Genomic DNA, 21,835 nt, shown 5'->3' with positions numbered 1-21,835 from the left:
CATGAAGATTTACACAAGAAAAGGAGACAAAGGAACTACTGGGGTTTTTGGAGGAAAAAGAACCTATAAAAATTCCGCACGAATTGAATGTATCGGAACCTTGGATGAGGTAAATTCTACCATTGGATTACTGCGAGCTAAATTAGGAAATGATCACGAATGGCAACCTAATTTACATCGTATTCAAAAAGATATGATGAATATGATGTCGCATTTGGCACGTCCATCAGATTCTAAAAAAGAAAATCCTAATCCAGAACCTAAAGATGGCGCTGAATTTTGTGAGCAGTGGTTAGACCAAATGGAAGATAGTATCAGTTCGCCATCGGATTATTTTTTATTACCAGGAGGTAACGAAATCTCTGCACTTTGTCATGTTTGTAGAACACAAATACGACGAGGAGAAAGAACGTTGGTTACCCTAATGCAAGAAGATCCTGACTGTGTGCACGATTACATTATGAGTTATGTAAACAGAATGTCTGATTTGTTTTTCACAATGGCAAGAGCAGAAATGGACAAACACGGTGTTGCCGAAGAAAAGTGGAACTTGTTTTTATATAAAAGAAAGAAGAAGAAAAGTTAAGATGAAGTTTAGTGTAAAAAGCTATAAACAATTAAAAAACATCCTTCCCCAACCCTTCCTTCGAAGGAAGGGAGCTAATAAGTCTCCCTTTGAAGGGAGATTTAGAGGGATGTTCAGTGTTATTATGATAACAGCTATAAAAAAATAATTCAGTATTAATACAATAGAATTTAAAGAAATGAATAAAATACCAATTACAATAGTTACCGGATTTTTAGGCGTAGGAAAAACGACCTTAGTACATAACATGTTAAAGAATGCCAACGGAAAACGCATTGCTGTTTTGGTAAATGAATTTGGAGAAGTAGATGTAGATGGACAATTGATAGCTTCATCAGAATGTGGCGATGAGGATTGCAACTTAGTACAATTACCTAACGGATGTATTTGTTGTACCGTACAAGAAGAGTTTTTACCGTCTATGCTACAACTGTTAGAACGCAAAGAAGAAATTGACCATATTGTGATAGAGACCTCAGGTTTGTCTATGCCAAAACCTTTAGTAAAAGCCGTGAACTGGCCAGATTTAAAACCTCATATTACGATAGATTCTGTAATTACTGTGGTCGATGCGGTAGGAATTGCTACAGGAGAAATTTGTGATAGAGAGCGTGTGCAAGCGCAACGCTTAGCGGATGACACGTTAGACCACGAAACACCTATTGAAGAATTGTTTTTGGACCAATTATCGTGTGCTGATTTAGTTTTGGTAAGTAAAAGAGATTTGGTTGATGATGAAAATTTTTCAACCATTACTAAAATAGTAACTGAGAAGGCAAGACCAAATACTAAAATTGTTCCTGTTGTAAAAGGAGAATTAGACAATGCTATTTTATTGGGTATTGGAGCTTCTGCAGAAGATGATGTAGATAACCGTCATTCTATTCACGAAGAGCATCATAAACACGGAAACCATCACCATCATAATGATGACGTTAAAACGGTTTTATTAGAATATGCTGAAACTACAGATATTAAAAACCTCGTAAAAGATTTAAAAGCATTAGTAGCGCAACACGAAATTTATAGAATTAAAGGTTTTGTAAATATTCCTAACAAATCAATGCGTATGGTGTTACAAGGTGTAGGCGCACGTTTTGATTATTATTTCGAAAGACCGTGGGGAGCTAATGAAGCTCGTAAAACAAGTTTAGTGGTTATTGGTAAAAATATAGAACTTACCGAAAATAACGAAATCAACACCCATGCGCATAGTCATCACCACCATGATCATGAGCACGGACATTCTCATTTATAATTTAACATTCTTAAAAAAGTGCATTTAATTTCTACTATACCGGGCGGTTGGAATCCTAATGATGAAGGTGTATTTTATATAGACCAATCTCCTGGAGATATTGTTTTTTTGTCTTCAGCAGATTCTGATTTGTTTATGATGCATAATGCTTATAAATTAATTCATAACGCAGTAGAAAATGCACCTTCATTTCGGTTTGCAAACCTTAGTTATTTTAAACAAGAATTAACTATTGACAACTATATTGATGAGGTTATTTCATCAGCAAAAATTGTGGTGTTAAAATTGTTAGGAGGAAAAGCCTATTATAATTATTTATGTGAAGCGGTTACCGAATGTTGCGAAGAAAACGATATTCAATTATTGTTTTTACCTGGTGATAATAAACCGGATTTAGAATTGATGCAATCTTCTAATATTCCGTTAAAAGATGTAGATTTAATATGGAAGTACATACAAGCTGGTGGTATTGAAAATTGCCAAGCTGCTTTACAATTAATTAGCAATAGAATTACAGATGCTACAGTAATACCTAATGCTATTAGAACCATTCCTGATTTATTTTTATATCACCCTGCAGCAGGAATTTACAATACACAAACACTACCAGCAACAAAAAAGCAAGCCATTATTTTTGGGTATCGCAGTTATTATCTATCCAATAATTTAGCACCTATTCATAATATTATTGATGCTTTAGAATCACAAGATATTTCAACCGTTGTTTTAATGTCCGCTGGCTATCGTGAACACGATATTAAGCAACAAATATTTGATTTGCTAAAAATGCATCAAACAGAAAAACCTCAAATTATTATTAATACTACAGGTTTTAGTGTGCAAGGTTTTCATGACACTACGCAAAGTTTGTTTGATGTGTTTAACGTACCCATTATTCAAGCTATTATGGGAAGCTGTAATCGCGAAAGTTGGCTCGAAGGAAATTTTGGACTACCACCTACCGATATCGCAATGAATATAGCTTTGCCAGAAGTGGATGGTAAAATTATATCGAAAGTCATTTCGTTTAAAGAATCCAAAGAAAAGGATACACTTACAGATTCTGAAATAGTTTCTTATGTGCCTAATGTAGAGGGTTGCCAGTTTGTTGCCGAAATGGCCAAAGCTTGGATAAATTTGCAACAAAAGACAAATGCAGAGAAAAGAATTGCATTAGTTTTACCTAATTATCCTAATAATAATAGCCGTTTGGCTAATGGTGTGGGGTTAGATACTCCACAAAGCACCTTACAAATTTTAGCGCAATTGGCTCGTGAAAACTATACGTTAGCACCTGATTTTCCTAAAACAACCAAAGAGTTAATAGATAAATTAACGAACTCGGTTACCAATAGTTTAGAGACGATTAATACGTTAAATGAGCGCCATGCTATAAAATTAGAAGAAGTTGTTTTTTATCAATATTATAATCAACTATCAAAAACACTTCGAGATACTATAGAAGCACAATGGGGAAATCCAAATGAATCTCCTAATTATCAAAAAGGATATTTTTTAATTCCAGGATTTATTTCTGAAAACGTATTGGTAAGTATTCAACCAAGTAGAGGTTATAATCTAGACTTACAAGCCTGTTATCATTCACCAGATTTACCGCCACCGCCGGCATATTTAGCCTATTATTTTTGGTTACAACATGATTTTAAAGCGGATGCTTTAGTGCATATTGGTAAACATGGAAACTTAGAATGGTTACCAGGAAAAAGTGTAGCCTTAAGTAAAGAAACCTGTTTTCCTGCAGCTATTCTGGGAGCGATTCCTCACTTTTATCCTTTTATTATTAATGATCCTGGAGAAGGAACGCAGGCAAAAAGAAGAAATCAAGCGATTATATTGGATCATTTGATACCGCCAATGACACGCGCAGAAAATTATGGTGACTTGCTAAAATTAGAACTTTTAATTGATGAGTTTTATGAATCAGCTTTAGTAGATAAAAAAAGAGCTTCACTGATTAAAACCAAAATAGAAACAATAGTTAATGAAACCCATCTTAAAAGTGATTTAAATCAAGACGGAAAAGACATCGATGCTTTATTAGAAGTTATTGATGGATATTTATGTGAACTCAAGGAATCTCAAATTAGAGGTGGATTACATATTTTAGGAAAATTACCTAAGCAAGAAAAATTAGTGGATTTAATTGTTGCTTTACATCGATTGCCACAAGGTAATTTAAAAGGAATTACACAATGTTTAGCAGAGGATTTGCAACTGAATTTTGATCCGATAGATGTTTCTTATTCAGATCTTTTTGAAAAAGAAATTTTGGGTATTTCATGTCGTACATATGGGCAAGCAGTAGAGCTTTTGGAGAACAAAGCTAAAAACATTGTTAGTCAATTATTAAGTAATAATCAAAATGAAAACATAGGTGAATATACACAAGAAATATTAGCCTATATACAACAACATACATTGCCTGTTTTACACAAAACAAGCAACGAAATAAACCATTTGATCAAAGGGTTAAATGGGGAGTATATTCCTGCTGGTGGATCCGGTGCTCCAACGCGAGGACGTTTAGATATTTTGCCTACAGGAAGAAATTTTTATTCTGTAGATGTTCGTACTGTTCCTTCTGAAGCTGCTTATGAATTAGGGACAAAGAGTGCTCAGAATATAATTGACCGCTATTTGCAAGAAAATGGAGAATACCCTACTTCTATTGGTTTATCTGTTTGGGGGACTTCTACAATGCGTACTAGTGGTGATGATATTGCTCAAGCTTTGGCATTAATTGGTGTAAAACCAATTTGGCAAGGAAGCAATCGAAGAGTTAAAGATTTTATAGTACTTTCTACCCTAGAATTGAAACGACCCAGAGTAGATGTCATGTTACGTGTTTCTGGTTTTTTTAGGGATGCTTTTCCAGATTTAATCTCCTTATTTAATTCCGCTGTTGAAAAAGTAGCTTCTTTAGATGAAACTGATGAACAAAACCCTATAAAAAAACGTTTTGAGGAGGAAAAACAACAATGGCAAAAAGAAGGTTTAGATGAAAAGCAGGCTAATGAAAGAGCTTTGTATCGTGTGTTCGGTTCAAAACCAGGTGCGTATGGCGCTGGATTGCAAGGGTTAATTGACGGAAAAAACTGGACAACCTCAGATGATTTAGCGCAAGCATACATCAATTGGAGTGGTTATGCGTATTACGGAAAAAATAATAGTGGAAAATCTGCACACGAAACCTTTAAAAGGCGATTATCTTCTATTGAAGTGGTGATGCAAAATCAGGATAATAGAGAACACGATATTTTAGATTCTGATGATTATTACCAATTTCAAGGTGGAATGACAGCTGCTGTTTATACGGTAAAAGGAAGTCAGCCAGAAACTTATTTTGGAGACCATTCAAGACCTGAAAACCCGAAGGTAAAATCATTAAAAGAAGAGTTGCTAAAAGTATTTCGCTCAAGAGTCGTAAATCCTAAATGGATGCAAGGTATGCAAGAACATGGTTACAAAGGTGCTTTCGAAATGGCAGCTACTATGGATTATCTTTTTGCCTATGATGCCACTACCAACTTGATAGAAGATTTTATGTACGAACAAATTACAGATAAGTATTTGTTTGATGAGCAAAACAAATCTTTTATATCAGTACATAATCCTTGGGCATTAAAAGATATGTCAGAGCGTATGTTAGAAGCTATTCAACGAGGTATGTGGGAGAATCCTTCAGAAGAAACTATAGATCAATTAAAAGAAATCTATAAAAATTCGGATGCCATTACAGAATAAAATTCAATGAAAAAAAGTAAAAAATGTAGTTAGTAATTGAACTTTATTAAAAGTCAAATAATTGAAAATCATTTTTTTACGCATTAAAAAAGCCCAAACAATTTGTTTGGGCTTTTAAGGTGGTGCCTCCAGGAATCGAACCAGGGACACAAGGATTTTCAGTCCTTTGCTCTACCAACTGAGCTAAGGCACCTTGCTGTAAGCGGATGCAAATATAGAACGCTTTTTTTAATACTCAAAAGAAAAATTTAAAAAAATCGTTTTGTACTTTTGCAACCTCATAAATAAAAGTACGTAACCTACTGTAATTGTGAGGTTATAATTAATAGGTCAGTATCGCAAATTTTTATCTGCCCTCTTAAAATAGTAAATACTAGTAAATGAATCTGGTTATTGATGTTGGTAATACTTCGATTAAGATAGGCGTCTTTGATAAATCTTCAATGATTTATAAAGAAACTTTGAAACCTGAAAGTTTTCTGAAAGTGATTCAGAAAATTAATCGAGACTACCCTTTACTTAATCGTGCACTGCTTTCTTCGGTGTCCAACATTAAAGAAGAGGAAGTAGATTTTTTGAAAAACCTGTTTCACACAATTGTTCTAGATCATACCATACAGATGCCTTTTAAAAACTTATATGCTACACCAACAACGCTCGGTGTAGATAGATTAGCTTTAGTAGCTGCATCTGTTCATCAGTTTCCTGCAAAGGATACGTTAATAATAGATGCAGGAACGTGCATTACTTATGATTTTAAAAATAAAAAAGAAGAATATTTAGGTGGAGCCATTGCGCCTGGTCTCAGATTAAGATATGCAAGTTTAAATAGTTTTACTTCAAAACTACCACTATTAGACCTTGAATCTCCAAAAAACCATATTGGAGATACTACAAATGAAGCCATACATTCTGGAGTTGTGAACGGTGTTTTGTACGAAATTGAAGGAGCAATTACCGAATATTGCAACACTTACCCCAATTTAACAGTTATTTTAACCGGAGGAGATGCACATTTTTTGTCTAAAAGATTAAAAAATAGCATATTTGCCACCTCTAATTTTTTATTGGAGGGACTAAATTACATTTTAGCTTTTAATAATAGTCAATGATAAAGAAGATTTTAGTAGTAATTCTGGTAATAGTTACCAGCGTATCGTATGCTCAGGAAGGTACCTCTTCACCCTATTCTTTTTTTGGGATAGGATTGCAGAAGTTTAAAGGAACAGTAGAAAATAGGTCGATGGGGGGATTAGGTATACTTACGGATAGTATTCACTTAAATCTTCAAAACCCCGCATCATATGGAGAATTGGCATTAACAACGTATACATTAGGTGCGAATTATAACGGATTGAATCTTGACAATGCAGCAGGAGATGATTCTTATAAAGATAATGCATCATTGGATTACCTAGCTATTGGTATTCCTGCAGGTAAATTCGGTTTTGGTTTTGGAGTTATTCCGATCAGTTCTGTTGGGTATCAGACAAACTCTTTTAATAGTGATGGTTCTGAAAATCAGTTCTTTGGAACAGGAGGGTTAAATAAGGTATTCGTTGCAGCAGGGTTCAAAGTTAACGAGAATTTAAGTGTAGGTTTGGATATTAATTATAACTTTGGTAATATAGAGAACAAGTCTATCAGACGAACCGATTTAGAATTTGAAAGTAGAAGAATTGATAATTCTGATCTATCAGGTGTAAGTCTGTCGTTTGGTATTGCATATAATAAGATGATTTCAGAAAAATTGAAGTTGACTACGTCACTTGTATCGACTCCTTCATTTAATTTAAATTCTGAAAACTCCGTAGAATTAGCTACGGTTACTATATTGCCGAATGGGGCGGAAATTGTTAATAGTAGGACAGAAGAAAATACTGAAGATCAGAAACTAGACCTTCCGGCTGAGTTAAAAGTTGGAGCAGGAATTGGAGAGCCAAAAAAATGGTTCATTGGGGCGGAGTATATCTATCTTAATGCAAATAGTTTTGAGAATAGGTCATTTGCTGCTGATAATGCAGTATTTGAGAATGCGTCAAAAGTAAAATTAGGAGGATATTATATCCCTAAATATAATTCGCTTACCAGCTATCTTAGTAGGATTGTATATAGAGGAGGAGTAAGGTATGAAGAGACAGGTTTAAATATTAATGGGCAAGCTATTAATGAGTTTGGCATATCTTTTGGAGTAGGGTTACCAGTCGGCAGATTATTTTCTAATGCTAATATAGGTTTTGAGTTCGGTACAAGAGGAACAACAGATGCAGGTTTAGTAAAAGAAGAATTTTTTAATATATCATTAGGTCTATCTTTAAATGATAGATGGTTTAGAAAAGTGAAATTTAATTAACTACAATTATACAGCTATGAATACTAAAGTTTTATATACAATAGCGGCAGGATTAGTTTTAAGCGCTACAAGTGTTAGTGCTCAGGCTACTGACTGTGCGACAACGGCTTCAATAGCCTATGAGCATGCTAAAGTAAAAAATTACGAGGCAGCAGAAGAGCCTTTATGGAAAGTAAGAAAAGAATGTCCTACACACAGTGTTGCAACTTTTCAGTTTGGAAAAAAATTACTAGAAAGTAAGTATAAAAAAGCAACTGGAGCAGAAAAAGCAACTCTTGCAAACGAATTGATTGCATTGTGGAAAGAACGTTTTCAGTATTTTCCTGCTAAAACTAAAGTAGGAGATATGTATTCTGATATAGGTCAGATTATGTATGATAACAAAATAGGAACTGCAGAGACTCAATTTGCAGAATTTCATAAAGCATATACAGACGACAAAAAGAACTTTAAGCGTCCTAAGAAATTATATACATATTTTTCTTTGTTAGTTGATCTACAAGCAGAAGGTAAAAAAGAACTTCAGGATGTATTCGATTTATATGACGATATCACAGAAAAGATCGAAGACGAAGAGAGTAAAAAAGCAAAAACAATTGCTACACTTTCTGAAAAAGAAGAATCAGGAGCTGCTTTGAGTTCTAAAGAAAAAAGAAACCTAAAAAATGCAGGTATAAACTTAAGAGCTTATAGTAAAGTAAAAGGTGGAATTAATCAAAAGCTAGGGGAATTGGCAGATTGTAAAAACTTAATACCTCTTTATAATGGTCAGTTCGAAGGTAAAAAGAATGATATTAATTGGTTAAAAGGTGCTGCAGGTAGAATGTCAGCAAAAGAATGTACTGATGATCCTTTGTTCTTTAAGCTAGTAGAGGCGTTGCACAAGGCGGATCCATCAGCAAAATCGGCTTACTATTTAGGAATATTAGCTCTTAAGGATAAGAAAACATCTAAAGCCTTAGAGTATTTTAATCAATCGGCACAGTTAGAAACAAAAGCTAGTGATAAAGCTAAAGTGTACTTTAGAATTGGAGAAGTAGTAAAAAAACAAGGTAATTATAGTAAAGCTAGATCTTACTATAAGAAAGCATTAGCGAATAAGCCTTCGTATGGAACTGCATACCTTAGAATAGCAGCAATGATTGCTAAAAGCGCTAATAGTTGTGGAACTGATGTGTTTAGTAAAAGAGCCGTATATTGGTTGGCAGAGCGATATGCACGAAAAGCTGGTAAGGTAGATCCAAGTCTTAAAAAGACTGCTGCGGCTACTGCTGCTAATTACAAAGCAAAAGCACCATCTAAAACAGATATCTTTAATAACCCTGGAATTACTTCAGTGAAAATAGGATGTTGGATAGGTGAAACGGTAAAAGTACCGAAGCTATAATGCAAAAAAAGAATTTACATATATTATTAAACTTTGTCACAGCGTTTGCTGTGACATTGTTTTTTTCATGTCAATCAAATGTATCAAAAACCAATAACCACCTCATAACAGAAGATGCTCCAATGGCTGAAGGCTACGAGCTAAACCTAAAATATACTGACTCAGGTAGACTTACTGCGATTCTTAAAACGCCCAAGGTAAAAGATTATACTAATAAAAATTTCGGGTATCAAGAATTTCCAGAAGGTATTGTTCTGGATATCATTGATAAAGATGGTAAGATTAGTGTTGTTAAATCAGACTATGCTATTTATTATAAAGTAACTGGGCTTATTGATATGAGAGGAAATGTGGATATAAAGACAGCAGATAGCACTCATCTTATAGCGCGTCAACTTTACTGGGATCAGAGTATAAACTGGGTGTTTACCGATCAGCCTTATAAGAGTATTCTTCCTGATGGCACGGTTAACGAAGCAGATGGTTTTGATGCTAATCAGGATTTTACTATATTGAATTCTCGGGTCAATGAAGGAATAATGTTCATCGAGGAATAACTTTGTATGATGAAAATTTTTAGATTTTTTGAACTAGCTTACCTTGCAATTATGTGTTTTTTCTTGTATCAGGCGTATGAGGAGTGGGGTAAGGAAGATAGTAGAAGTATTTTATACTTATGTTTTGCAGGAGTAGCAATTTTTATGTATTTCTTCAAAAGGAATTTCCGGAAAAGATTCGATGCCAATAACAAGGATAATTGATGGAGCTACAGATTATTGTGATTGTGCTTTCTGTTATTCTCTCCGCTTTTTTTTCTGGGATGGAGATCGCCTATATATCCTCCAATAAAATCCATATCGAAATAGAAAAAAAACAAGATGGATTTCTTTCAGGTATCTTATCTCGACTAACTAAAAAACCTTCAAAATTTATTGCTACTATGTTAGTAGGCAATAATATTGCTTTGGTGGTTTACGGGTTTTATATGGGTGAACTGTTAATGGGGTTTATTGAAGGCTATTATCCAGGTATGGCCGGAAGTTTTAACTTATTACTGCAAACAATTATTTCTACATTAGTAATATTACTTACTGCGGAGTTTCTTCCTAAAGTTTTTTTTCAAATTTATGCAAACACATTACTGAAGTTTTTTTCATTTCCTGCCTATATTTTTTATGTTATTTTCTGGCCTATTTCATTTTTCGTTATTCGGATATCTGATTTTGTGCTAAAGAAGTTCCTTAAAACAGATGGAGATGAGGTTCAGTTGGCATTTACAAAAACTGAATTAGGAGACTATATCAATGAACAAATGGAAACGGTTGAGGAACATGATGAGATTGATAGTGAGATTCAGATTTTTCAGAATGCACTTGATTTTTCTGATGTAAAATCTCGTGAAGTTATGATCCCACGTACTGAGATTATTGCCATTGAAAAATCTCAATCTTTAGAAGAATTAAGTCAGCTTTTTATTGATACAGGGTTGTCTAAAGTATTAGTGTATAATGGAACTATTGATGATATAATAGGGTATGTGCATTCTTTTGAATTGTTTAAAAAACCAAAGTCGATAAGATCTATTTTGCTTCCAGTGGTTTTTGTCCCTGAAACAATGTATGTAAAAGATGTGCTTAACCTTTTGACAAAAAAACACAAAAGTATTGCCGTAGTTATCGATGAATATGGAGGGACTAGTGGAATTATTACAGTAGAGGATATAGTGGAAGAGCTCTTCGGTGAGATAGAAGATGAACATGATTCTATTGATCTCATTGAGGAAAAATTAGAAGAAAATCATTATCGTTTTTCTGCTAGAATGGAAGTAGATTATATTAATGAAACCTATAAGTTAAACCTTCCTGAAAGCGAATATTATGAAACGCTTGGTGGAATGATTGTTAACCATACCGAGGAAATTCCGGAACAGGGAGATATTGTAAAAATAGATATGGCAACAATCAATATTATTGAAACGTCTAATACTAAAATTGAGATTGTAGAGATACAGATATTATCAGAACATTGATGTTTATATTCATCAATTGTTTTAGGACATACTTTTGGGTTCAGGTTTGCTCTAAATAGTTGTTTCGAGAAAAATATAGTCTATATGGTTAATTGGTTCAAAGTATTGTATTCTATTTTAAATCAATAAGATACGGGTTTTGGATTGGTTTAAATATCAATGAATTTGAGCTTCTGAATATCTTCAAAAATAAAAAGTAAAAAAAGTTGTAAAGACTTTCTGTCTTTAATTGGTAATATTCTAATAAAATGGTATTTTCGCCCACTATATTTCAATAAATTAAACTTATAATGGCAGTTTTAAATAAAATCAGACAACGATCCGTTTTCTTAATTGTGATTATCGCGTTAGCGCTTTTCTCATTTGTATTAGCGGATTTGATTCGAAATGGAGGAGCGATTTCTCAAAAAGCAGCAAATACAATTGCTACGATTAATGGGAAAGAAATTGATAGAACTGATTTTGCAAAAAAAGTTGAAGCAGCATCTAGAAACTTTGGAGGCAATGGATCTAATCTTCGTACAGTTAACTTAGTTTGGGATCAAGAGGTAAGACAGATAGTTTTTGATGGACAATTCGAAGAACTTGGAATTAGAGCCGGTGCTGATGAAGTAAATAACTTATTAAAAGAAGGATTGGCTAATAATCCAACTTTTCAGAATGAAGCAGGTGTATTTGACAATGCAAAAATGCAGGAATATGTGGCTAGTATTAAATCGAATCCTGTTGCTTATCAGCAATGGACAGATTATAAAATTTCTTTAGGTAAAGGAGCGTTAGAGCAAACATACCTTAACATGATCAAAGCAGGGGTTGGTGTTACACTTAAAGAAGGTGAGTTAGCTTATAAAATGGAAAATGATGTGGTTGATATTAAGTATGTACAACTTCCATTTTCTTCTATTGAAGATGCTGATGTGAATGTGACGGATGCAGAAATCCAGGCATACGTGGATAAGCACTCGGAGTTATATAAGGCTGATGCTTCAAGAAATATGAGATATGTATTCTTTAAGGAAGAGCCAAGCCAAGAAGATGAAGATGCATTAACAGCTGATGTAGCTAAAGTTATACCAGAGTTAAAAACTGCTGAAAACATTGAAGAATTCGTAAATGTAGATCAAAGTTCTGCATTAAAATACAATGATCGTTTTGTGTTTAAAAAAGATTTGCCGTCAACTGTAGCAGATACTTTATACAATGTGCCAGTAGGAGAAGTATTTGGACCTTATAAAGACGGAAAATTCATAAAAATCTCTAAGGTCGTTGCTCAGACACAATTACACGATTCTTTGAAAGCTAGCCATATTCTTGTTTCCTGGAAAGGATTAGGTACAGCTGGTGATACTGAAAGAACAAAAGAAGAGGCTAAAACATTAGCAGATAGTATACTTACTGTTATTAAGTCTGATAAAGCGCAATTTGTAACGCTAGCTAAGGATTTTTCTGCGGATACTTCCAATAAAGATAAAGGTGGAGATTTAGGGTATTTTCCTCCAGGAAGAATGGTACCTGCATTTAATGATTATATCGTTGATAACAATGTTGGAGATATGGGAGTTGTAGAGACTTCTTTTGGATATCACGTAATTGCGATAGAGGACAAGAAAAATGAGCAGAAAGCTGTAAAAGTAGCTACTGTAGCTCAGGAGATTGAGGCTAGTGAAAAAACAATAAATACTATTTTTACTGAAACTACAAAATTTCAGATCGCAACGAAGGATGCTGATTTTGCAGAAAAAGCTAAAGAAAGTGAATATACTATTCGTCCGGTAAATAAAATTAGTGAATTAGCAGAAAACATTCCTGGATTAGGAACTCAGAGATCTATTGTACAATGGTCGTTTAATGAAGAAACTAAGGTTGGAGATGTAAAACGTTTTGACGTAACTGATGGATATGCTGTGGTACAATTAACATCTAAAGCTTCTAAGGGTATACAAAAAGTAGAAGATGCTAGTGCTTCAGTAAAACCAATTCTAATTAAAGAGAAAAAAGCAGAAATGCTTAAAAAGAAAATTTCTGGAAGTACGTTAGCTGATATTGCTAAAAATCAATCTCAGACAGTAAAAACAGCATCTGCTTTGAATATGAAAACACCAACTATAAGTGGTGCTGGAACAGAGCCTAAAGTGGTTGGAGCGGCATTTGCTTTAGAAACTGGTGGAATTTCCGAGCCAATTGTAGGTAATAATGGAGTGTATGTAGTAGAAGTTACTAAGAAAACTCCAGCAAGTGGATTGGATACGTATATGAGTTATGCAGCTCAGGAGTCTAAGACACAAGCTAATGCAGTTAATACTAGAGTGTTCAATGCACTTAAGGAAGCTGCGGAAATAGAAGATAAAAGAGCTAATTTCTACTAGAAAACTAGTTTTCCAAAATATAAAAAGACCTGAAGAACATACGTTCTTCAGGTCTTTTTTATTGTAATCGTTATAATATGATGTTCTAGTTCTTTTCTCTCACCTTTTGCTCCCATTTCCAAGCAGAAGATAGCGCTTCATCCAAAGTGCTTTTAGCTTTCCATCCAAGTTCTTTATTAGCTTTGTCTGTATTAGCATAAGCAGAGATAATATCCCCTTCTCTTCTATCCACAATTTTATAATTCAATTTTTGGTTAGATACTTTTTCAAAAGAGTTTATAACTTCTAATACAGAACTACCGGTTCCAGTTCCAACATTAAATACTTCGTAATTAGAGGTATTGGTATTATTTAGGAGACGTTGTAAGGCAATTACATGAGCTTTAGCAAGATCAACGACGTGAATGTAATCCCTAATACACGTTCCATCTTCTGTTGGGTAATCATCTCCAAAGACAGAAAGTTCTTCTCTAAGTCCAATACCTGTCTGCGTAATAAACGGAATAAGGTTCTGAGGAACTCCGATTGGTAGTTCACCAATCTCAGCTGATGGATGAGCACCAATAGGATTAAAATAACGCAATGCAATTGCGTTCAGATTTGGTTTTACCTTACAGATATCTTTTATAATTTCTTCACCAATCTGCTTTGTATTTCCATAAGGCGATTCTGCGATTTTTACAGGTGCATTTTCGGTAATCGGTAGTTCATCTGCTTGACCGTATACCGTACAAGAAGAACTGAAAATAAAATTGGTTTTATCTTTTTTCTGTAGTTCTTGAAGAATATATACAAGTACGCCGATATTGTTTTCATAGTATAAAAGAGGTTTTTCTACACTTTCTCCAACAGCTTTAGATGCTGCAAAATGAATAACGCCTTCAATATCAGTATGACGTGTAAAAAAATCTTGAACTTTATCTTTTTCTCTAAGATCGAAGTTTTCAAAAATTGGCGTTTTTCCTGTAATTGCCTTAATTCCTTTTAGAACATCAGTAGAGGAGTTAGAACAGTTATCAACGATAACTACATCATATCCTTCAGTTTGTAGTTCTACTACTGTATGTGATCCGATAAACCCCAATCCACCGGTAACTAGTATTTTCATTTTTTTGTTTTCAAGAGTTTTATTGTAATAGAGTGTAAAGTTAATATAATACTGGTTATAACTAAAAATAGATCGTGATTTAGTTTTAGTAGTTGTCAGAAAATCAAATAAGTGCTAATAACTAAAACTGTAATTATTGCACCAACTATAAAAGCATATTTCCAAGGAGTTGTATCTATCACGTCTGTTGTAGCAGGTACATAAATATCTGTTTTTGGTTTAAGAATGCCAATGATAAGCATAATTGCTGTATTAATTACAAATAAAATCCCCATAATATGCAGAAAATGTGGATATGCTTCAGCTTTAATAACGGCTAATTGGTCTGGGTCTGTAATACTATTAGAGGTTGCTTCAGATAATGCTTCGTTTGTAAAATAAGGACCTAAGATAAGTAGGCTTACGAGGTACATAATAACTCCAGCAATTAATACTACTTTAGCTCCAAGGGCAGGTACTTTTTTAGTAAGTATTCCAATAATAACGACTGCTAAAATAGGGACGCTTAAACTTCCTAAAGCTTGTTGGATATATGAAAATAATCCTTCTGGAGCATTCGCAATAAATGGTGCGATTGTCATAGAGATCAGTGCAACAATAAGCCCAAATAATTTTCCTGCTTTTACCGTCTGAATATCACTGGCATCAGGTTTAAAGAATTTTTTATAGAGGTCAAATCCAAAAAGCGTCGCGCTACTATTTAATAAACTATTAAATGAACTTAATACAGCACCAAAAAGGACCGCTGCAAAAAAGCCAAGCAATGCAGGCGGAAGTACTTTACGAACAAGTTCTGGATATGCTTGATCTGCAGAATCAAGGTCTCCATTAAATACATTCCAAGCTATAATACCAGGAAGTACAACTATTATAGGGATAAGGAATTTTACAAAAGCTGCAAGCATCATTCCTTTTTGACCTTCTTTTAAACTTTTTGCACCAAAAACGCGCTGCAGAATAGATTGGTTAGTCCCCCAATAATACATCTGTGCGATCATCATTCCGGTAAAAATAGTTCCTACAGGAATAGACGAAGTAACTCCTCCTGTAACATTAAACTTATCTTGATTCTCTGTCCATAAGGTATTGATGCCATCCATCATACTTCCGTTGCCAACTAATTTTAACCCAAAGTATGGAATTAACAGTCCGCCTATCAATAATCCTATAGCGTTTATAAGATCTGATACAGCAACCGCTTTTAATCCACCAAAAATGGCATATATTACTCCTATGAGTCCGATACTCCATACACAAAGCCAAATAGTAGAAGAGTTAGACCAACTTAATAACTCTGGTAAGTCAAACATAGTACTAAAGGCTAGTGATCCAGAATAGAGAATTGTAGGTAATAACACAATACTAAATGCTACTAGAAATAAAACAGATAATATTGCTTTTGTGTTTTCGTCGAAACGTTTTTCTATAAACTCCGGAATTGTAGTGATACCACCTTTCATGTATTTAGGAAGTAGCCATATAGCGGTAAGTACCATGGCAATCGCAGCTAATGTTTCCCAAGCCATAACCAGTACTCCTTCTGTAAAAGCTTGCCCATTAAGTCCTACAATCTGTTCTGCAGACAAATTCGTTAATAATAATGAGCCTGCAATGGTTATGGCGCCAAGACTTCTACCTCCTAGATAATAACCGTCAGCAGATTTTTCGTCAGTGCTTCTCGTTTTCCACCAAGCGTATATTGCTACTAGTAATGTAAACCCAATAAAAGATAATATTCCCATTTGTGTGATGTATTAATGAATTTAGAAAATCTAATGATTTATCATTTTAAATTTAAGTGATTTCGTGTTCATAATAAGTAGATGCATCTTGCAGCAACAAATCCAAATAATTGTTTTCATTTTCCAGACGTTGTTCATCCCACTTTAAATATTTTATGAGATCTTCTTGCACCATAGATCTATACTTGCGGACGCTATTAATGTCAAAGTATAATCGTCCAGTTCGTCGTACAAAAAAATCAGCTAATCCATTAATCATCTCATGATGTACTCCATACCATACTTCTGACCGTATTAATTTTTCTTCAATAGAATCATTTAAAAAATAGCCTACTTTATCAATAATAGTATTCGCTTGTTTGCCGTATGTGGTGGCTAGATACCAGCCGTAATATTCATCTTGTATATTTAATTCTTTTAGGCGTTGATTAATTTCCAAAAGATATTTCTCTACTTCTTCGGTATCTTTTAGAGGATCACTGGTAAGAGGAAGGTTTTGAGTAAACGATTTTGAAAACTGTTCTCTTTTCTTAGAACTCATTGTTTTTAGAACGGTATCGATTACACGTTGTGCCATTTTTCGATATCCGGTTAGCTTTCCTCCGGCAATCGAAATTAAACCTGTTTTAGAAACAAATATTTCATCTTTTCTGGATAATTCTGAAGGGTCTTTTCCATCTTCGTGTATAAGTGGTCTTAGTCCAGCCCAATTAGATTCTATGTCTTGTAGGGTTAGTTGGACAGTTGGGAACATGTTATTTACTGCGTCTAACAAATATTGAGCATCTTTTTGTGTAGCTACTACACGATTTAGATTGGCTTTGTAGTTAGTGTCTGTAGTACCCAAATATGTTGCTCGACCCCTTGGAATCGCAAAAATCATTCTTCCATCTGATACATCGAAGTATACAGATTGAGTAAGCGGAAAGCGTTCTCTGGAAAAAACAATGTGTACTCCTTTAGTTAGGTGCAAGTGTTTGTTATTCATAGAATGATCCTTTTCTCGTAATAAATCTACCCAAGGACCAGCTGCCGAAACATAATTTCGCGCTTTGATCATAAATCTTTTTTGGGAATTATGATCTAAACATTCTAAGCTTTTAATTTTTCCTTCGTCATCATAATTAAAAGTTGTCATTTCACAATAATTGATGATATTGGCTCCATAAGAAGCTGCTTTTTTCAGAAGTTCTACAGTAAGTCTTGCATCATCCGTTCGATACTCTGCATAATAACCTCCCCCAGTAAGTCCATTTTTATTTAATAACGGTTCTTTGGTGACCGTTTCTTCTACACTGAGCATTTTTCGTTTATCGTCTCCCTCTACATTTGCTAAAAAATCATATACTTTTAACCCTATGGCGGTCATCATTTTTCCATATGTTCCCCCTTCTATTAGTGGTAACAACATTTTTTCTGGTACTACCAAATGAGGGGCAAGCTTATGGACAGTAGCTCGTTCGCTTCCAGATTCTTTTACAAGTGCGATTTCCATTTGTTTTAGATATCGCAATCCACCGTGAATAAGTTTTGTAGATTTATTACTTGTTCCTGAAGCAAAATCGTTTTTTTCTACTAAACACACTTTTAATCCTCTAGAAGCAGCATCCAAAGCAATTCCCGCTCCTGTGACTCCCCCACCAATAATGATAAGGTCATATTTAGTTGTCTGAGCTTTTTGTAATTGTATGTGTCTATCAAGTATAGAAAAACGAATTGGACCTTCTTCTTTAATAGAAAGCATTTTTGTATTAGAAGATTTTGTGCGTTCTATCGCTTCTTTCCATCCGCTGTATTTTCTATTTCGTTCATGCTCTGTAATCTGGGGTTTGAACCTGGTATCTACAATTCTAATTTTTGAAATATCCTTTTTCGTCCAAACCCCAGCTTTTATTCCTGCCAGGAATGCAGCACCAAGTGCTGTTACTTCTAACATTGCGGGCCGATCAACTTCTACGTTTAGAATATCGGCCTGAAATTGCATTAAATAGTTATTCGCAGATGCTCCACCATCTACTTTAAGTTCTTTCATGAGTTTACCACTGTCTTCTATCATTGCATCCAATACATCACGAGTCTGATAGGCTAAAGCATCTATAGTGGCTTTTATGATTTCATTTTTTCCTGAATCCAGTGTTAATCCATAAACGGCTCCTTTTGCATTCATGTCCCAATGAGGAGCACCTAAACCTGCAAATGCTGGAACTACGTATAAGCCTTCTGAAGATGGAGTGGATTTACAGATTTCTTCGGTTTCTGAAGCTTTTGTAATTACTTGCAATTTATCACGTAGCCATTGCACAGAAGCTCCTCCAACAAAAACACTACCTTCCAAGGCATATTTTATATTATCTTCTGGCAGACTACAGCATAAAGTAGTTAATAATCCATTCTTAGATTGATAGGCTTTTTTTCCTGTATTTAACAATAAAAAACAGCCTGTTCCATAGGTGTTTTTAGCGATTCCTGATTTATATCCACCTTGTCCAAATAACGAAGCTTGTTGATCTCCGGCAACACCGTATATCGGGATTTCTTTTCCTTGATAAGAAATGACACCAAAATCGGATGACGAATGCTGAACTTCGGGGAGCATGTTATTCGGGACATTTAAAGCATTTAGCATAGTTTTATCCCATTTCAGCTGTATAATATTGTACAACATCGTCCTTGATGCATTAGAGTGATCTGTAACATGCTTAGCACCATTGGTAAATTTCCAAATCAGCCAAGTGTCAATTGTTCCAAATAATAAATCTCCTCTTTCAGCTTTTTCTCTGGCACCTTCTATAGTATCTAATATCCATTTTAATTTTGTGCCAGAAAAATAAGAGTCAATTACTAAGCCTGTATTTTTAGATACATAATCTTCCAGTCCAACTGCTTTTAGATTTTTGCAAATAGTCGATGTTCTTTTATCTAGCCATACGATAGCGTTATAAATGGGCTTTCCTGTTGTTTTATCCCAGACTACAGTAGTTTCCCTTTGATTAGTAATGCCTACCCCTGCAATCTGATCAATACTTATTTTAGATGTAGATAATACTTCTTTAAATACTTCTTGTTGATGCCTGAAAATTTCAAGAGGATCGTGTTCTACCCAACCAGATTGCGGATAATGTTGTGTTAGTTCTTTTTGAGCTATACCACAAATCATACCTTTGTTATCAAAAATAATTGCTCTGGTACTTGTAGTTCCTTGATCAAATGCAATGATATATTTTTTATTCATCAGAAGATATTTGACTTTATTTTTATATACTTTAGTTAGGTGTTGATTTTTTGTAATTATCTTAAAAAACAGTAAATATTCTAAGCTATTAATCAATTAATTATAAATATCTAAATTATTTAGGCAATGAAAAAGATAATTGATAATTAAAAAAAATGTAATCGTTTGTATTATTTTTTATACTGAGTATGATCATTTTTATTGATTATTTTTAACTAGTGTACTTAGGTATCAGTGTTCTTTTCTAATATAATTAATCCGCAAACGGGGACTTTTATCTGAATGGCACCTATGAGAATCATTATGTCGTACTCATCTACTTTTTTTCCAGTACAGTCATAGGTAATACAGTGATATGCTCCATAATTTTGATCACTGCTTAATATGATCTTAGTGTTTAGCTGACCATTGATGATATCAACTCTATTGGTTTTTTCTTGGAAATCGATTATGTAATTATCAAATAACCCAATGATTGTATGTTTCCCTAAAGAAGATTTAAGTACTGGATAGTTTGCTAAGGGTTTTTGTGGTGTAAATTTTCCTTTTAAGAAGATATCGGACTGATTTCTCCAATAATGAGTGTAAAAATGAATCATGGATAACTCATCTGGTGTTGCTTTCTGGAGTAAAATAGAAAGTTGAGGCACTCCAAATAAAGTATTCACTAATTGTAACGCTTTTATTTCTAACGGTTCTTGTTCATGATACGTAAACATATCACTGTGTACAGCAGTTTCTCTACAAAGCATTTTTATATCGACAATACGTACTCTATTCATCGTAGAATCACCTGGGCAGTCAAATGCTCTAAACATATTACCATATTTGCGCATGGCCGGACCTGTATATTTTTGACGAAATTCGATAACAACCTCTGGATTGATGGCGTGTAACGAACTCATAATATCTGTCATCAATCGATCAACTGCCAGATTTACTGAGGAAAAGTCCCTTCCTTCTTCTTTAGTTAGTTTGGTGCTGGGATACACTTTAAATTCATCGATAAAATCCAGTTTAAAACCATCAATTTTCCAGGTTTTTAATGCATTTACATATAAGCTTACCAGATATTCTCTTACTTCAGGATACCTAGGGTCAAATACAGGAGCCCAACGATGTTCTTCTGTAAGAAATTTTCCTTTGAATTTTTTATAGGCTTTTGATTTTTTGCCACAGAAAGGAACAGAATACCATAAAGCTAGTTTCATTCCTGTTGCGTGAATTCTGCTGACAAAATTTTTCATTTCAGGAATTCTTTCAGGATACCAGTCACCTGTATAATCATATCCTCTGTTTTCGTCATTGGTTTGCCAACCATCATCAAGAATAATCAATTCATATCCTAATGTAGAGGCAATTTTACATTCTTCAATAAGGTTTTCTATGTCTAGTTTTTGATGAAACTGATACCATGTAGAATATACTGGGACTTTTGCTAAATCAGGTACCATTGCTGGAGTTAGATTTTCAAAACTCTCCCACCATTTTCCTACGTTTTTTAAAGATTCCGAAAAAGGTTGATGACTTTGATCAATTCTTAGTTGTGCGTTATAATCTGTAATTACATGATATCTTTCTGTAAAGAATGAAATATGACAATAAATGCAATTATCTTCTTCTCGATATAATGCATTTAGTTTTTTGGTGTTTATCGCATCAGAACATGCAAAGGTAATTATGTTATGATCATCATGACCAAATAAAGAAATAACAGGAGAATCAACAGAAATTCTGGATTCCATATGGTCCAGTTCCCAATCATCCATGATTCTTTTTGCAAAGTCTGTTGTAGGTTTCCAAACTCCTTTTACATTAATAACAGGAATTTTCCATTTAAAAGTCACTTGTTGTGGTAGAAATTTAGTTTCAGATGAAAAATTAATATTATATATAGTAACTCCATTTTGTTCTTCAAGTAGGGTTATATCAACTTGAAAATCCTTGGACTTCTGTATTACCTCTATATTGTGAGTAACTACTTCTTTCATGTGTTTTTTATCCTTTAA

General features: G+C 34.1%; 13 protein-coding genes and 1 tRNA gene. 9 read left to right on the top strand and 5 right to left on the bottom strand.

What is annotated here, in order from left to right; all coding sequences use genetic code 11:
* Position 1 precedes the first annotated feature (1 nt).
* From Q0829_RS16650 to cobN, 3 genes are all read left to right on the top strand, one after another.
* On the top strand, positions 2-586 hold the full coding sequence (locus Q0829_RS16650; RefSeq protein WP_298545235.1) for a cob(I)yrinic acid a,c-diamide adenosyltransferase: 585 nt from the start codon (positions 2-4) through the stop codon (positions 584-586).
* 178 nt (positions 587-764) lie between these two features.
* Positions 765-1,844: a cobalamin biosynthesis protein CobW gene (gene cobW, locus Q0829_RS16645; RefSeq protein ID WP_298545233.1), complete on the top strand. Its 1,080-nt coding sequence runs from the start codon at positions 765-767 to the stop codon at positions 1,842-1,844.
* Positions 1,845-1,862: 18 nt separating this feature from the next.
* On the top strand, positions 1,863-5,609 hold the full coding sequence (gene cobN / locus Q0829_RS16640; RefSeq protein WP_298545231.1) for a cobaltochelatase subunit CobN: 3,747 nt from the start codon (positions 1,863-1,865) through the stop codon (positions 5,607-5,609).
* A gap of 120 nt (positions 5,610-5,729) precedes the next feature.
* Here cobN and Q0829_RS16635 read toward each other — a convergent pair.
* Positions 5,730-5,802 (bottom strand) — tRNA-Phe (locus Q0829_RS16635).
* A gap of 187 nt (positions 5,803-5,989) precedes the next feature.
* On the opposite strand from Q0829_RS16635, the gene Q0829_RS16630 reads away from it, so the two are divergent.
* The 6 genes from Q0829_RS16630 to Q0829_RS16605 all read left to right on the top strand — a co-directional run bounded on the left by Q0829_RS16630 (position 5,990) and on the right by Q0829_RS16605 (position 13,744).
* Entirely contained in the window at positions 5,990-6,721 is a 732-nt protein-coding gene (locus tag Q0829_RS16630) for a type III pantothenate kinase (RefSeq protein WP_298545228.1), read from the top strand.
* A complete protein-coding gene (locus Q0829_RS16625; RefSeq protein WP_298545227.1) occupies positions 6,718-7,962 on the top strand; it encodes a hypothetical protein in 1,245 nt (414 codons plus the stop codon). Before Q0829_RS16630 ends, Q0829_RS16625 begins: the two co-directional genes overlap by 4 nt.
* A 16-nt stretch (positions 7,963-7,978) precedes the next feature.
* Positions 7,979-9,349: a tetratricopeptide repeat protein gene (locus Q0829_RS16620; protein WP_298545226.1), complete on the top strand. Its 1,371-nt coding sequence runs from the start codon at positions 7,979-7,981 to the stop codon at positions 9,347-9,349.
* On the top strand, positions 9,349-9,906 hold the full coding sequence (gene lptC / locus Q0829_RS16615; protein WP_298545225.1) for an LPS export ABC transporter periplasmic protein LptC: 558 nt from the start codon (positions 9,349-9,351) through the stop codon (positions 9,904-9,906). Before Q0829_RS16620 ends, lptC begins: the two co-directional genes overlap by 1 nt.
* Positions 9,907-10,109: 203 nt before the next feature.
* Positions 10,110-11,378, top strand: a complete 1,269-nt coding sequence (locus Q0829_RS16610; RefSeq protein WP_298545224.1) for a hemolysin family protein — start codon at positions 10,110-10,112, stop codon at positions 11,376-11,378.
* 290 nt (positions 11,379-11,668) lie between these two features.
* Positions 11,669-13,744 carry a peptidylprolyl isomerase gene (locus tag Q0829_RS16605; RefSeq protein ID WP_298545223.1) on the top strand — a complete coding sequence of 692 codons (2,076 nt, stop codon included), beginning with the start codon at positions 11,669-11,671 and terminating at the stop codon, positions 13,742-13,744.
* A gap of 85 nt (positions 13,745-13,829) precedes the next feature.
* Here Q0829_RS16605 and galE read toward each other — a convergent pair whose 3' ends face one another.
* From galE to Q0829_RS16585, 4 genes are all read right to left on the bottom strand, one after another.
* Positions 13,830-14,852: a UDP-glucose 4-epimerase GalE gene (galE, locus tag Q0829_RS16600; protein WP_298545222.1), complete on the bottom strand. Its 1,023-nt coding sequence runs from the start codon at positions 14,850-14,852 to the stop codon at positions 13,830-13,832.
* 95 nt (positions 14,853-14,947) lie between these two features.
* Positions 14,948-16,594, bottom strand: coding sequence for a solute:sodium symporter family transporter (locus tag Q0829_RS16595; protein ID WP_298545221.1), 1,647 nt, complete (start codon positions 16,592-16,594; stop codon positions 14,948-14,950).
* Positions 16,595-16,646: 52 nt separating this feature from the next.
* Positions 16,647-19,826, bottom strand: coding sequence for a glycerol kinase GlpK (gene glpK / locus Q0829_RS16590; protein WP_298545220.1), 3,180 nt, complete (start codon positions 19,824-19,826; stop codon positions 16,647-16,649).
* A gap of 224 nt (positions 19,827-20,050) precedes the next feature.
* Entirely contained in the window at positions 20,051-21,817 is a 1,767-nt protein-coding gene (locus Q0829_RS16585) for a glycoside hydrolase family 36 protein (protein WP_298545219.1), read from the bottom strand.
* Positions 21,818-21,835: the final 18 nt, after the last annotated feature.

Origin of the sequence: uncultured Aquimarina sp. (genome assembly GCF_947492405.1) — a bacterium.
Taxonomy (GTDB): domain Bacteria; phylum Bacteroidota; class Bacteroidia; order Flavobacteriales; family Flavobacteriaceae; genus Aquimarina.
This window is presented reverse-complemented; position numbering and strand designations above follow the sequence as displayed.